The sequence below is a fragment of the Methylomonas sp. TEB genome, from assembly GCF_047777895.1.
Taxonomy (GTDB): domain Bacteria; phylum Pseudomonadota; class Gammaproteobacteria; order Methylococcales; family Methylomonadaceae; genus Methylomonas.
Genome location: NZ_CP180476.1, coordinates 1,974,424 through 1,989,539, shown reverse-complemented (window position 1 = coordinate 1,989,539; position 15,116 = coordinate 1,974,424). Strand labels below are relative to the sequence as shown.

Genomic DNA, 15,116 nt, shown 5'->3' with positions numbered 1-15,116 from the left:
AGCATGAGTGGGAAAAATCCAGGGAGTGAACAATACGGCGGCTATGATAGAGACCGGCAAACAATTTGCCAAGCCGATACGCGCATAAGCAATTTATGCGGCCGCATTATATAACGATGTACCCCGCCGCATGAAACGGCGGGGCTTAACACGCAACTAGACAGCCGCTTTAGAAAATAAAGCCCACACCCAAGTTGAAATCGTCCGGAGACGTGCCCGACTTTTGGGTGAAATTACGGTAATCGGCTTTGATCACGACATTCGGAATGGGCTTGTAGTTGAGGCCGACTTGGTAGATTTCGACATCCCTGGTCAAATCGTCTCGACAAATGGCGTTTGCGCATGTCGAAGCAGTAGCAACAGTATCCATACGCTCGTAACGTACGAAAGGAGCCAAATATTGGGTTGTATCGTGCGCAAAGTGCGGCAATATGTCGTAACCAACTTCACTGTACCAACCATAGTTTTCTTCACCGATACTTTTAGCATTGGCAACACTCAGCAAGGCTGCATCGCCGATATGCCCCCAGGAACCCAAGGTACGAAATTCCAGGCCACGGTATTTCCATTGCAGATGGGCTTCGTAAAGTTGCGTTGCTACTTCGAGTTGCCGCCCGTTATACAGCTGATTCTGCCCGGAATTACCGACATACGCCGAGCCGCCCACCATGACGCCAGGCAACATCGGCGGCGCATAGTCCACGCGACCGACATAAGCCAAATCTTCCGCCAACGCCTGTCCTCCTGATTGCCGGCCGCTACGAATGCCGTCAGCGCCAAAATTCTTAGCGTTCATACCGTTAACCACATAGGTTGTGTAGGTCAGACCCGGCAACAATTCACCGAATAACCCCACACCGTTTTCACGCCAAGTGCTGGGAATAATGCGTCTTTCGACTTCCGGGCGATTGTTACCGAAGAAAAACGGCGGCTCATGTATCTGGTTGATAAAGCCCATCGGCATTAACACCATCCCGGCCCGGACGTTGACCAGCGGGTCGATGAAGAAATCCAAGGAGGCCATTTCAACGGACACGGTGCCCGTGCTACCCGATCCGTTATTGCCGGTCGAGGAATGTTCGAACTCTATTTCACTGTTGAACAGTATGCTGTCAGTGAACTTATAACCCGCGTAAATGACTAGTCGTTCGAAATCTGTGTTGTCCGGATTATTGACGGTGCCGGTTGTCGCATTACGCCCGCCCTGATCATCAACTCGCGCCTGATAATTGGCCTCACCGTAGCCACCTAAGGACAGACCCTTGCCTACTTGATACACCTTCGAGGCGGCAGGACCTAAACCGTATGCACTTTTGTATTCAACTTTTTCCGGCACCACCAACTCGGTACGCAGCTTTTCCACTTCTTCCGTCAATACATTGGTTTTACGCTCCAAATTGCTGACTTCACCGGTGGGCGCCTTTTGCGCGACCGCTTCCAGCTTTTTGGTCATGCTGTCAATCTGCTGCTGCTGAGCCTGAATGATCTTCCACATTTCATCCATGGTCTGCGGCTTTTCGGCGGGAATTCCCGCAGCGTTTACCCCGGCACTGACGACAATCGCCGAAATCGCGGCGCTAAGTTTTGAGTTTAATGGCTTCATATCGGTCTCCAAGAATTTGAGACTCGAGTATAAAACCCCCACAACAACTAATGCAAATCATTCTCAAATCTATCCGCATTACGAAAAAAAATAGCTATCCCCAAAATATTGACTCCCATCCAATTCGGCCGCTATAAGCAGCTACACATTGCGATAAGATGAAGTTTTTCAGTACGTTTCATTTTTTTGATGAACACTTCCCTTCTTGAGGCAGAAACACGATCATGTCCCGCTTCGACAAACACCAATTGCCGAGGTTGACGGCTTCTAAAGTATTTGGCTCCTTTTTGCATCAGATGCTGGCGGAAACGTCTTTCAACATCGGTACTGATTCCGGTATACAGACTACCGTCATCACACTGAATGATATACACCGACCAATTCGACACTGGCGCACTATTCAGAGTCGGTGGATTTATTCAACCAACTGTTCAACAAAACCGCTACCAATACGCCAAACCCGATATAGGCATAGCGAACGATGAAGATCAGCGCGGCACTTTGGCTGTGACTTGCAGCATCTTTGACACTTGGTGTAATAGCCAAAGTACAGAGCAGTGCCGCCAAAAAATACACCACCACACCCGACACCGCCCATGAGATTGGCGGACGACTTGAGCGTGCCGCCGTGTTGTAAAACCAAATGCCGACTAACGCAGCAGCTATCGAACCTAACATGTATTTTCCTGATTTTAAGTGATTTATCGGCGAGACAAGCGCTCGATTCCCAGATTGGCCAACTGATCGGCACGCTCGTTACCGACATCCCCGGCATGTCCCTTCACCCATATCCAATCGATGTTGTGACGCTGGATAGCAGCATCCAAACGTCGCCATAAATCTTCGTTTTTCACTGGTTTATTTGCCGCGGTTTTCCATGCCCGCTTTTTCCAATTAGCCATCCATTCGGTAATACCTTGCAAAACATATTTAGAGTCAGTGTGCAATTTGACGCTACACGGTTTTGTTAGTGTTTCCAGAGCCTGTATTGCGGCCACTAATTCCATCCGGTTATTCGTCGTTTCAGGTTCACCGCCGCATAGCTCCTTTTCTTTATTTCGGTATTCCAAGCGCACGCCCCAACCTCCTGGCCCAGGGTTGCCCTTGCATGCACCATCCGTATAAATAATGACTTCAGTCATGGCCCACCTTTCTATGTAAGTTCGATTTCAATCCCAATCCAACCGCAGCTAAATTGGTGCGGCGTTGCTGTGCCGCAGTCAAAGGAATCAATGTGTATTGCCTTTTCACCGCCTTAATGCCGTAAGCCATCGCAAACAAAGACGCAAAGCTGAACTCGAATTTACCGTGAGCAATGGTGTAACTGTCTAGCCCAAACTCGGCAGTCGTTAACAATTCGAAATTCATCAGTTTCAACCAATCCAATACCCGTGCTTTGGTAATCAAATGCGCCCGCCAGGATTCCGCAAGCTTCCAGTCCCATAAAAACTGAAAACGTACCGACATACTGAACGGATTGAAATTCAACATGACCAATTCGCCACCCGGTTTTAACACGCGATTGACTTCGCGTAGGGTTTGAAATCGACGCGCATCGAACTCCAAAATGTGCGGAAGTATGACTAAATCCATCGATTCAGTTTGAATAGGCAAGTTGAATGCCTTAGCAGTCACCTTCAACGCGCCAGCATCACCCAAGGCCTTGCCGTCCAGAATTAGATAATTCTTATACAAGGAAAAATCGACGAACTCATTTTCCCAACCTAAGCCACCGATCTGGAGTTGTTGTTGTTTACAACTCACCGTTATTGATCTTCGCAGATAGTTGGCCTCCATGGTTTGCAGTAGCTTACCCCTTGGGGTTTGGTACAACGCAAACAGAAATTGTCTCTTCATTTAACCGCCGCTAAGGGTATGTTTTTTTGGCTATTTTAGAAAGCCATGCTAGGATCTAATTTTTTTATTTTAGCGAGTTCAGACAATGCCCCGCTCAATTTCCAAAAAATCAGGCCGTCATCTGTCTTATCTACTACCTATTTTGCTGGCAACCGGTTGTAGCCAACATGCGCAAAAAGACCATCTAAGCCAATCATCAACTAGCAAGTTTTCCGTATTTACCCGGAATGGCAATGCCGGAAAAATCCATAACAAACAGGTAGAAGCAAAAGAGCACGCCACCATCTGGGATAGGATGCTGTCTCTTTACGCCTTACCGGAAATCGATAATGCCAGAATCGACCGCGAAGTAAACTGGTATCTCAGAAACCCTGAATATCTGACCAGAGTACAACAACGCGCCGAGCCTTATTTATACTTCATACTCAACGAAATCGAAGCGAAAAACATCCCCGGAGAATTGGCACTTTTACCTGCAGTTGAGAGCGCTTTCAGACCTGACGCAATGTCGCCAGCTCAAGCATCCGGTCTTTGGCAGTTCATTCCGCCCACCGGGCGTCTTTACGGGTTGAAGCAGAATAGCTGGTATGACGCGCGACGCGATGTGGTGCAATCGACTCAGGCAGCCACTACCTTTCTGAAAGAACTGAGCGAGACTTTCAATAACGACTGGTTACTGGCGCTTGCTTCATACAACGCCGGCAAAGGCAATATCAAAAACGCCGTAGATAGAAACATCGAACGCGGACAGCCTACCGACTTCTGGTCTCTGGATTTGAACAACGAGACCTCAGCTTACGTACCCAGGCTGCTGGCAATCGCCAAAATCTTTGCCAATCCGGAAAAATATAACGTCAATCTGCATCAATTCGCCAATCAGCCTTACTTTGAATTGGTGGATGTAAAGTCGCAGCTCGATTTGGGTAAAGCCGCCGAAATGGCGCAAACCCCGCTGGACGACTTCTTAAAGCTCAATCCCGGCTATAACCGCTGGAGTACCGACCCGAACGGCGCGCAACATCTGTTGATTCCGGTAAGCAAAGCCGATTCCTTTAAAGAGAAACTCGCTGAACTGCCACACGAAGAAAGAATCAAGTGGGAACACCATACAGTTGGCAAGAAAGAGACGCTGAAAAGCATAGCCAGCAAACACAGTACCAGTGTAGAAGAGATTATTAATGTCAATCATCTTGACGACGATACGGTTGCCCAAGGCACAATCCTGCTAATTCCAGTGTCTTATCATTCACAGAAAGGCGAACCAACCACATCGGCTGTTGCCGCAGTGTCACAACAATCCACGCCAACCCCCGCCCAATCAAGCAAACAGCAATATACGGTTAAGAAAGGCGACACCTTATGGGATGTCTCGCAACGTTTTTCTGTTGATAAAGATGATATTGTGAGTTGGAATAAATTACCCAAGAAAGCGGCTCTGAAACCCGGTCAAAAACTGACTATCAAGAAAACCAGCAGCAGTATAACCGTGGCATCTACCGCGCCTTCCGTCAAGCAAATCAGCTACACAGTCAAACCCGGCGATACATTGGCGCAGATCTCCAAAAAATTTAACGTTAACGTCACCGAGCTCCGCAAATGGAATAACGTTCCCAAAAACAAGGCGGACATCAAACCGGGCTCTAAGCTAAAAGTGATGATTGAAGCCGGCCATCCTTCTACCTAACGATCATGAAACCGCTGCATCGCCTCGGCAAATGAAAGATGCTGTGCGGGAGGCGGCGGAAAGAGGTCGATCAACTTTTTAGAGACTTGATCCTGAAACCTAACGTGACCCGTCAGACTGACTCGTACCCCGGCATAAATCGTCAGAGATCGCAGAGTAATAAGACCTCAAGCCGTTTCGGCTTGCAGGTGATTTCAGTCTGACATCCGCCGCCTCCCTAATATCAAGTGTATACCCTGGGAGGTTCTGATGGAATTATCGGCGGTTTATCGTTGCGTGGTGGCCTTGGATGTTCACCAAGCCAAGCTCACTGTCTGTGTGTTATCTGAAAACGACCAGGGCGAGGTCGTGACCGAAATTCGCGAGTTCGGCGGTTTTAAACGGGATCGGCGCGAGATGGCGGCGTGGGTGGCGTCGTTTCAGCCGGACCTTGTGGTGATGGAGAGCACCGGGATTTACTGGAAGAGTCCTTATGCGGCTTTAGAGTGGCATGGTTTGAAATTGGCGGTGGTCAACGCCCGCCATGTCAAACCAGTGCCGGGCCGCAAAACCGATATCAATGACGCGCAATGGCTGGCGATTCTGGCCCGTAGCGGTTTGCTGCGTGGCGGCTTCGTGCCGCCTCGGCATTTTCGCGAGTACCGACTGATTGCCCGGCAACTGCAAAAGCTGCCCGGCATCGCCTCCGGCGAGCGAAACCGACTGCACAAACTATTGACCGAGGCCGGCATACGGCTGTCCGTGGTCGTCAGCGATTTGTCCGGCAAATCCGCCCAAGCCATGATCAAGGGGCTATTAGCCGGCGAAACGCCCGAGCAACTATTGGCCTATGCCGACCCCAGGCTCAAGGCCTCGCCCGATGAGTTACGGGAAGCGCTGGAAGGCGATTGATCGGACAGCCACCGTTTCGTGATTCAGGAACTGATGGCGCACCTCGAGGAACTGGACGCCCGCATCCTTCGATTTCGGCAAACGCTACTCGGTCAATTGAGCCCCTACCAAACGATAGTGCAAAACCTGCAAACGCTACCGGGCATTGATGAGTTCAGTGCCGCGATGATCCTGGTCGAAATCGGCGACGACATGGCGGCCTTCGGCTCGCCGGCCAAACTGGCCTCCTGGGCCGGTGTCTGTCCCGGTCAAAATGAATCGGCGGGTAAGCGCAAATCGGCGCGGGCGCGCAAGGGCAATCCTTATCTACGGCGTATCTTATGCGAAGCGGCCAACGCGGCCAGTCGAACCCGATGCGGCTTGCAAGACAAGTTCAAGGGCTTGCTGATTCGACGCGGGCGAAAGCGCGCCATCTTCGCCATTGCCCACAAATTGTTGAAAACCGTGTTTTTGTTGATCCAGCGGGGCGATTATTACCGGGATGCCCAAACGGATTACGAAGCACTGTCTGTCCAGCGCAATGCACCGCGCTGGATCAAAAAGCTCATTCAATTCGGCTATATCGCAGTCTGACGGCTGGATAAGTCCAAGGACAATCGTGGTCGGTTAAGGCCATGCCGCCGCTCGCCTCCCGCACAGCGGATCTTTCAGAGTAAAGTGATGATTGAAGCCGGCCATCCGTCTACCTAAAGCTTCAGACAACAAATACCTAAGTTCAATATGGATCTACGACACTAGATCTTTCTCATCGCCGCAAGGGTAAACTTAAATAAGCGATTTAGGTTTACTCTTATGCTTCGCAAGATCAAACCGCCCCAGTAAAGCGATCAGCATAGAAGACACCAGTCGCCACATCACCACAGAAATAGTGATTGGACTTAAAATATTGAATTAAAACAGACGATATAGAAACTTTGCACAGCATTATTTCCGCTGCGCAAGAGCTATAACTTTAAGAATTTATGGCGTCCCCACGGGGGTTCGAACCCCGGTTACCGCCGTGAAAGGGCGGTGTCCTAGGCCACTAGACGATGGGGACTAAGACTATTTTTTCAGAATGACTTCTTCAACAAGAAGTGCCGGCTTAACCGACTTTAGCCAAGTTGGCGTCCCCACGGGGGTTCGAACCCCGGTTACCGCCGTGAAAGGGCGGTGTCCTAGGCCACTAGACGATGGGGACTCAGGACTAAATCAACTACTTTGGTGGAGCCAAGGAGGATCGAACTCCTGACCTCTTGCATGCCATGCAAGCGCTCTCCCAGCTGAGCTATGGCCCCGTAGTTGAGTCCTCGTATTATACGGATTTTCAGAGCTTTGTCTAGGAATTTTCTACATTCTTTATATATCTGATCGCTCGCTCTATTCTGTGCAAGGTTTTCTCTCTGCCTAATAGAGCCAAAGTCAGATCAATAGCCGGCGATACGCCGCTGCCACAAACCGCAACGCGCAAGGGCTGCGCAACCTTACCCAGATTAAGTTGCAACTGCTCCGCGCTGTCCAATACCACTTGATGAAGGCCTGACGCTTCCCATTCGCCGATAGCGCAAAATTGCACCAGTAAGTGTTGCAATACATCGTCCACGCCCGCTTTGAAATTCTTCTTGGCGGCTTTTTCTTCGTAAGCGTCGAATTCCTTGTAAAAGTATTCGCTCTCGGCGGCCATATCCACCAGAGTTTTGCATCGCTCGCGCTGCGCTTTAACCACATCCGCCAGCGCCGGGCCGCTGGTCGGATCGATACCACGCTCCCCCATATGCCAAGCCAAGTGCCTAGCAACATGTGCCGGATCACCATTCATAATGTACTGGTGATTCAACCACACCAACTTCTCGGTATTGAACGTGGACGCGGAAACATTGACTTTTTCCAACTCGAACAAGGCCACCATTTCTTCCAAGGAAAACAATTCCTGATCACCGTGCGACCAACCCAAGCGCACCAGATAGTTCAACAAAGCCTCGGGTAAATACCCGTCATTGCGGTACTGCATCACGCTGACCGCGCCATGGCGTTTGGACAATCTTGCACCGTCGGAACCTAAAATCATCGGCACATGCGCATACACAGGCAATTGCGCGCCCAAGGCTTTCAGAATATTAATCTGCCTGGGTGTATTGTTAACATGATCGTCACCGCGTATTACATGAGTAACTCCCATATCCATATCGTCGACTACTACCGTCAGGTTATAGGTCGGGGTGCCGTCGGAACGGGCAATAATGAGATCATCCAGTTCCTTGTTGGCAACGACGATGCGGCCTTTTACTAAATCGTCGATAATCACTTCGCCCTGCTCCGGGTTCTTAAAGCGCACCACCCGCTCGCCTTGCGGATTTTCAACGCCATGCCGGCACTTGCCGTTGTAACGCGGCTTTTCCTTGTTAGCCATTTGCTGCTCGCGCAAAGCTTCCAACTCTTCGCGACTGCAGTAGCAATAATAGGCATCGCCCTGCGCCAGCAATTGCTGAATGACTTCTTTGTATCGATCAAAACGATGGGTCTGATAGAACGGCCCCTCGTCATATTCCAAGCCTAACCAAGTCATGCCTTCCAGAATGGCATTCACCGACTCCTGGCTGGAACGTTCAAGATCGGTATCCTCGATTCGCAAAATAAATTTGCCACCGTGTTTGCGCGCATACAACCACGAAAACAAAGCGGTTCTGGCACCACCAACATGTAAATAACCGGTGGGACTGGGGGCAAAGCGGGTTCTAATACTCATCGTCAATTATTTAGTTGTTAAAAATTTCTTGGCATATTCGCCGGGAATGGAGCGAGAGGCGTTTAAACGCATCGCCTGATAATTAAATTGCACGCTGCCTTTCGCTGCATCGTTTCTGCCCAGAATCGCCAGCGAGGTGGCATGTCCTTGTTTAGCGGCTTTTTCGTACCAATCGGTAGCCTTATCTCTGTCGCTATTCACACCCATGCCTCGATCATACATCGCACCCATCACCACCTGAGCATCAAGCAAACCTTGATTCGCCGCCTTTTCCATCCACTCCGCGGCCTTGTGCTCGTCCTTCTCGAAACCCTCTCGGCCCAGTAAATACAGCGATGCCAACTTGGCTTGAGCCTGCGCATTCCCCTGCTCAGCCATTTCTTTCACGCTGTCAGCCTTTACCGCACTGGCAAGTAAAAACATCGCACAGAAAAATAAAATCTTGCCCATTACATTCTCCAAGGAAGCCTAAGGATTAAAAACAAACCGGCATTATTTCACGGCGCCCGGCTAAGATGAACGCACTATTTAAAAATAAGGGATTGATGTTAGACTTAAGACACCAAGGCGGTACGCTAGGCCTTGTCGATGCAGAACAATAACCTGGAGAATCCATACATGAAAAGAAACCTTTTATTCACGGCCGCTCTAGCCGGAGCGCTGCTTTCCGGTTGCGCGACGCAGTCGAGCAATAATTTCCAGGCTTTCCAGCCTGAAGACCTTAACGCGCTGGTTAAATCCGGAAAACTGGTACAAAAAACCAACAGCTTTTTCGTGATTAATGATTCGTCTTCATCCATGAGCCGTACCTATGTAAATTCTGCGGATTACAGCGGCACCAAGCTGGATGTCGAAAAAAATCTGCTCAACAAGTTTAACAAATCCATTCCGGTTATGCCGCTGACATCCGGTTTGCGCAGCTTCGGTTTTGGCCCATGCCTGTCTTGGGGCTCAACTTATCTCAACCAAGCCGTGCAAAATTACACTCAGGCCGGTTTCGAAACTGCAATTACCTCTCTACAATGCTCTAGCGGCGGCACCCCACTGGCCACGGCGCTAAGCGAGTCCGGCAAAGACATCACCTCTGCTCCCGGCAATATTGCCTTAATCGTTTTAAGCGACGGTATCGAGGAAGTCTCGCCGCTACCGACTGCCGAAGCACTTAAATCCCAATACGGAGACAAGCTATGCATTTACACAGTCTGGGTCGGTAATGACCAAGATGTGGCCGGGCAAGCGGTGCTGCAAGACCTCGCCAATGCATCGGGTTGCGGATTCTCGACTACTGCCGAAGCAATCACCAGCGCCAAAGGCATGAGTGATTTCGTTAAAAACGTCTTCTTGAAAGCAGGCACACCCAAAGTGGCCGATTGCTCAACCCAAGACGACGACAAAGACGGCGTAAGCAACTGTGCCGATAAATGCCCTGACACCCCTAAAGGCGCTATCGTCGATAAAGACGGTTGCTGGGCGTTCCGCGGCCTACTGTTCGATTTCGACAAATCCGACGTCAAAGCCAAATACGGCCCGCTGATCCAAAACGCCGTGGAAGTCATGAAAATGAACCCAGGTTTGACCATAGAGATTCAGGGCCACACCGATAGTTACGGTAAAGATGCTTACAACCAAAAGCTTTCCGAGCGCAGAGCCAATGCGGTCAAAGCCGAGTTGATCAAACAAGGCGTGGAAGGCAAACGCCTGACAGCGGTTGGCTTCGGCGAGTCCAAACCCGTCGATACTAATGAAACCGACGAAGGCCGTGCCTACAACCGCCGTGTCGAATACAAACGTACCGACCGCTAAACGATAAGCTTCCAGCTTAACGAAACCAGGGAGGCCCAGGCCTCCCTTTTTTATGTCCAGCTCGGTCCAATCCACTGCCGGCGTATATTTGTGTTGCGTAGCGTAATTGTCAATTTATCGAAGCATCAACCTCGTATCTGCAAGTTAAGTACACGAAACCATGGGATGACTATAAATTACCTGAAATCGGACATTCCAGAATTTCGCCAGTCCATGCGAAAATTTTTGATATGCCTAATTTGGATTTTTGGCGTGTAACCAAAGCGCGCAACAAATTCAAGATGGCCGCAAACGCGAACGGGCTATTAAAGGTGTAACGCTTTGGCATATTTTGTTTTCAGTGGTCGAGCTCGACCCGTTGCGGCTTATCACCCAATCTGGTTCAATCACGGAAACTTGTTCATAACCAGCTATGACTAACCTTCATCGAATGATATACAGAAGTGAAAATATTCCGCTAATCAATACAGTAGGATTAGCGTCACGTTGGGCGCCAGCCGAATGCCGATAGCAATGCTCACGATCTCTGACTGGGGTAGCGCACACGAACGCGACAAGATTATTGAGAGCCCCACTTGGTCAGAAATCGAATCTGCTATTCGCGCGCTGAACAACGAAAACCTAAACGACCTATATCTCTACCCAGAAAAGAATAATACCGAAACCTATCTTTGCATCGGCGGCGGTTCTGGTCGCTACGTTCTAACCGGTTCTATCAAAAACCAATCTTTCCCAACGCTAATCGATCCTGATCGCTCAAGTATGCCAACTAGTCAGTTGGTAGTTGGTGGTCAGTTAGGTGACTACCCAAGCAATTGGGTCATGGATCTTTGCACCACGCTGCAAACCGCGAAAGCTTTCTATGACGGAAGCGGGTTCAAATGCGGTGTTAAGTGGCAGACAGCATGAGTATCGCTACTGGCAAGATTCGTAAACTCATCGCACCCTAAGCCTGTTTTTGTTTGGACATTTGCGATTGGGCACTTTTGTTTGCTTTGGCGGGTATTCGTCGAACTCAGTTTATCCACTCAGCACCCATAAATACCGGCCCCTCAACTGTTAGGTCAATACCTGACCAACACCGTTTCGTTAGACAGCAAGCGACGCAGGCGGATCAGGAGTTCATCGATTGGGCGCACGCGCCAGTCGTCGCCCAATTGCAGGATGGCTTTGTTGGCCGCAGTGCGGTACTCGATTTGGATTGGACATTGACCGCCGCAGAATGGCGTCAGTGTGGTCTGTAGATTTGCCAGCCAACCCGGCGGCAGGCCGCCATTGGCCAGGTCTATCGTTAATGTAATGCCGCGGGCATATAATTCGCGCGCTTCTTCCATACTGTAGAGCTTCTCGGCAGTCATCCTAAGACTGTTGGTAAAGTCGTCCATTGCCAATGAACCTTCGGCAATCAGAATCGTGTCTTTGCTGAGCAGGTTACGGTATTTGTCGTATATATTGCTGAAGGCCGCCACTTCCAGCCGGCCGGTACGGTCGTCCAGCGTTGCAAAGCCCATCATCTTGCCTTGCTTGGTTTGCCGGGTACGCATTTCCACGATCAGGCCGGCAACACGCGCTTCCATTTTACCTCTGGACCGGCCGGCATCGACTTCCAGACTGGCGAGCGAGCCGTGGGTGATATGTTTTAATTCCGGCAGATATTCGGCGATGGGATGGCCGGTCAGAAACAGACCCAAAGTCTGCTTTTCCGCTTCCAGCTTTTCTTTTTCGGTCCACGGCTCGACCACGGTGGAATAAGCTTCCGCTTCACCGTCGCTGACTTCCACTTGTACCGCCAAACCGAATAGATCGTTTTGACCGGCCAACGCCATTTTTCCGTGTTGTTCGGCCACTCGCAAGGCGGTAGTCAATTCAGCGAGATGCGCCGCACGATTTGGATCGATAGTATCCAGCGCTCCGGCTCTGATCAATGCTTCCAGGACCCGGCGATTGACCTTGCGCAAATCGACACGCTTGCACAGATCGTACAAGCCCGCAAACGCGCCGTTGGCAGCCCGTTCCTTTAATAAATCTTCAATCGCATTTTCGCCGACACCCTTGATCGCGCCGATACCATAAACAATCTGACCCTGGTCGTTTACCGTAAAACGAAAGTCGGAAACATTAATGTCCGGCGGGCAAATCTCCAGCTTCATCTCCCGGCATTCGTCGATCAAAACCACCACTTTGTCGGTGTTATCCATATCCGACGACATCACCGCCGCCATGAACGCGGCCGGATAATGCGCCTTCAACCAGGCGGTCTGATACGCAACCAAAGCGTAAGCCGCTGAATGCGATTTGTTGAAACCGTAGCCGGCAAACTTCTCCATCAGGTCGAAAACATAAGTCGCGATCGCGGCATCGATCTGGTTCGCTACCGCGCCCGACATGAATTTTTCCCGCTCCTTGGCCATTTCCTCCGGTTTTTTCTTACCCATCGCCCGCCGCAACATATCGGCGCCACCCAAGGTGTAACTGGCCAATTCCCGGGCAATCTGCATCACCTGCTCCTGATACAGAATAACGCCATTGGTGGGTTTTAAAATCGGTTCCAGCAAGGGATGCGCATATTCAGCCTTGGCGCCGTGCTTAACGTTGATGTAGTCGTCTACCATGCCCGATTCCAAGGGGCCCGGACGGAATAATGCCACCAGCGCGATAATGTCGTCGAAGCAATCGGGCTTTAGTTTTTTGATCAACTCCTTCATGCCACGCGACTCGAGCTGAAACACCGCGGTAGTCTGGGCATTTTTTAATAATTCATAGCTGGGCATGTCGTCGCGCGGAATCTGGCTTATATCCACCGGCTCTTCACCGCGTTGCGCGCGCTGGCGATTGATGGTTTGCAGCGCCCAATCAATGATCGTCAAGGTTCGCAAACCCAGGAAGTCGAATTTAACCAAGCCTACCGCTTCGACATCGTCCTTATCAAACTGCGTGACCAGATTGCCGCCGCCCTGCTCGCAATACAAAGGGCTGAAATCGGTGAGTTTGGTCGGCGAAATCACCACACCACCGGCGTGTTTACCGGCATTCCGGGAGATGCCTTCCAGCGAACGCGCCATATCGATCAGCGCTTTGACCTCTTCCTCGGTGTCGTACAACGCCTTCAATTCCGCGCTGTCTTGCAAGGCCTTATCCAGTGTCATGCCGATCTCAAAGGGAATCAATTTTGCCAGCCTGTCCACAAAACCGTAGGCGTGACCCATCACCCGCCCCACGTCGCGAATCACCGCCTTGGCCGCCATCGAGCCGTAGGTAATAATCTGCGATACATGATCGCGGCCATAGTGACGGGCCACGTAATCGATGACCTCATCGCGGCGTTCCATGCAAAAGTCGATATCAAAGTCGGGCATCGATACCCGCTCCGGGTTCAAGAACCGTTCAAACAGCAAATCAAATTCGATGGGATCAAGGTCGGTAATCTTCAACGCATACGCCACCAAAGAACCTGCACCGGAACCCCGCCCCGGCCCTACCGGTATCGCATTGTTCTTGGCCCACTGGATAAAGTCGGCAACAATCATGAAATAGCCGGGAAAACCCATTTGGGTGATCACGTTCAGCTCAACTTCCAATCTTTCGTCATAGACTTTGCGGTTTTCCGCGAAGCTGCCCTTGCCTACCGGCGGGTATTGAACGAGTCGTTCTTCCAGGCCCTGGCGCGAAGCATGCTTGAAATAGTCGTCCAGAGTCATGCCTTCAGGCACCGGGAAATCGGGCAAATAGTTTTCGCCCAGGGTCAATTCGACATTGCAGCGTTTGGCAATTTCCACACTATTGGCCAAGGCCTCCGGAATATCGGCAAACAATTCGGCCATTTCCTCGGCGGTACGCAAATATTGCTGGGCGGTATAATTTTTCGGCCGGCGGCTATCGTCCAGCACCCGGCCCTGATGGATACAGACCCTCACTTCATGCGCATCGAAGTCGTTTTTACCGATAAAGCGCACATCGTTGGTGGCGACGACCGGCAATTCCAGTTCGGAAGCCAAATCCGCCGCGAGTTTAATGTAACGCTCCTCGTCCGTTTTACCGACCCGCTGCAATTCCAGGTAAAAACTGTTTGGAAACAAATCCCGCCAATATTCGGCACAGCGTTTGGCTTGCTCGGCATTTTCCGCCAGCAAAGCTTGGCCGACGTCACCATCCATCGCTCCCGATAACACGATCAAACCCTCATGATTCTCGGCAATCCAGTCTTTGTGCAGCATCGGTATCCCTTGGTGCTGCCCTTCCTGGTAGCCTCTGGAAATCAGCTCGGTCAACGTCACATAGCCTTTTTGATTGCGGGCCAACATAGTCAGGCGAAACGGCGAGGCCGGCTCGTCAGGATTGAAAATCAGCGCATCGGCGCCGATCAAGGGTTTGATGCCGGCACCCTGCGCCGCTTTATAGAATTTAACCAGCGAGAACAAATTGCTTTGTTCGGTAATCGCGGCGGCCGGCATTTGATACTCAGCCAGTTTCTTCACCAAGGGCTTGATTCTGACGATACCGTCAACCAGGGAGAACTCAGTATGAATACGAAGATGAACAAAACTCGGCGTCAT

At 50.7% G+C, this 15,116-nt stretch carries 11 protein-coding genes, 3 tRNA genes and 1 pseudogene; 4 read left to right on the top strand and 11 right to left on the bottom strand.

Going from position 1 to position 15,116, the window contains the following annotated elements:
* Positions 1 to 169 precede the first annotated feature (169 nt).
* The 5 genes from ACMXD4_RS08950 to ACMXD4_RS08930 form a co-directional block, all read right to left on the bottom strand.
* On the bottom strand, positions 170 to 1,603 hold the full coding sequence (locus ACMXD4_RS08950) for a hypothetical protein (RefSeq protein WP_415880512.1): 1,434 nt from the start codon (positions 1,601 to 1,603) through the stop codon (positions 170 to 172).
* Positions 1,604 to 1,734: 131 nt separating this feature from the next.
* Positions 1,735 to 1,977, bottom strand: coding sequence for a GIY-YIG nuclease family protein (locus tag ACMXD4_RS08945; protein WP_230410249.1), 243 nt, complete (start codon positions 1,975 to 1,977; stop codon positions 1,735 to 1,737).
* Between the two features lie 22 nt (positions 1,978 to 1,999).
* A complete protein-coding gene (locus ACMXD4_RS08940; protein WP_415880511.1) occupies positions 2,000 to 2,281 on the bottom strand; it encodes a hypothetical protein in 282 nt (93 codons plus the stop codon).
* A 23-nt stretch (positions 2,282 to 2,304) separates the two neighbouring features.
* Positions 2,305 to 2,745: a ribonuclease HI gene (gene rnhA / locus ACMXD4_RS08935; RefSeq protein WP_101055429.1), complete on the bottom strand. Its 441-nt coding sequence runs from the start codon at positions 2,743 to 2,745 to the stop codon at positions 2,305 to 2,307.
* Positions 2,738 to 3,460 (bottom strand): class I SAM-dependent methyltransferase, encoded by a 723-nt coding sequence (locus ACMXD4_RS08930; protein ID WP_415880510.1) that lies wholly within the window; start codon positions 3,458 to 3,460, stop codon positions 2,738 to 2,740. The genes rnhA and ACMXD4_RS08930 overlap by 8 nt, the downstream gene beginning before the upstream one ends.
* Before the next feature lie 85 nt (positions 3,461 to 3,545).
* Between ACMXD4_RS08930 and ACMXD4_RS08925 the strand changes: the two genes are divergently transcribed.
* Positions 3,546 to 5,144, top strand: coding sequence for a LysM peptidoglycan-binding domain-containing protein (locus ACMXD4_RS08925; RefSeq protein WP_415880509.1), 1,599 nt, complete (start codon positions 3,546 to 3,548; stop codon positions 5,142 to 5,144).
* Between the two features lie 249 nt (positions 5,145 to 5,393).
* Positions 5,394 to 6,608: pseudogene (locus ACMXD4_RS08920) on the top strand (IS110 family transposase).
* 390 nt (positions 6,609 to 6,998) lie between these two features.
* On the opposite strand, the gene ACMXD4_RS08915 reads toward ACMXD4_RS08920, so the two are convergent.
* The 5 genes from ACMXD4_RS08915 to ACMXD4_RS08895 form a co-directional block, all read right to left on the bottom strand.
* Positions 6,999 to 7,074, bottom strand: a tRNA-Glu gene (locus tag ACMXD4_RS08915).
* Positions 7,075 to 7,139: 65 nt separating this feature from the next.
* Positions 7,140 to 7,215 (bottom strand) — tRNA-Glu (locus ACMXD4_RS08910).
* 21 nt (positions 7,216 to 7,236) lie between these two features.
* Positions 7,237 to 7,312 (bottom strand) — tRNA-Ala (locus tag ACMXD4_RS08905).
* Between the two features lie 41 nt (positions 7,313 to 7,353).
* Positions 7,354 to 8,760, bottom strand: a complete 1,407-nt coding sequence (gltX, locus tag ACMXD4_RS08900) for a glutamate--tRNA ligase (protein ID WP_415880508.1) — start codon at positions 8,758 to 8,760, stop codon at positions 7,354 to 7,356.
* A 6-nt stretch (positions 8,761 to 8,766) separates the two neighbouring features.
* Positions 8,767 to 9,210: a tetratricopeptide repeat protein gene (locus ACMXD4_RS08895; RefSeq protein ID WP_033155206.1), complete on the bottom strand. Its 444-nt coding sequence runs from the start codon at positions 9,208 to 9,210 to the stop codon at positions 8,767 to 8,769.
* A gap of 168 nt (positions 9,211 to 9,378) precedes the next feature.
* Here ACMXD4_RS08895 and ACMXD4_RS08890 point away from each other — a divergent pair, with 168 nt between their 5' ends.
* Together ACMXD4_RS08890 and ACMXD4_RS08885 are read left to right on the top strand one after the other, a co-directional pair.
* Entirely contained in the window at positions 9,379 to 10,563 is a 1,185-nt protein-coding gene (locus ACMXD4_RS08890) for an OmpA family protein (protein ID WP_205450609.1), read from the top strand.
* A 513-nt stretch (positions 10,564 to 11,076) separates the two neighbouring features.
* Positions 11,077 to 11,472: a hypothetical protein gene (locus tag ACMXD4_RS08885; protein ID WP_415880507.1), complete on the top strand. Its 396-nt coding sequence runs from the start codon at positions 11,077 to 11,079 to the stop codon at positions 11,470 to 11,472.
* 155 nt (positions 11,473 to 11,627) lie between these two features.
* Here ACMXD4_RS08885 and dnaE read toward each other — a convergent pair whose 3' ends face one another.
* Entirely contained in the window at positions 11,628 to 15,116 is a 3,489-nt protein-coding gene (dnaE, locus tag ACMXD4_RS08880; RefSeq protein WP_415880506.1) for a DNA polymerase III subunit alpha, read from the bottom strand.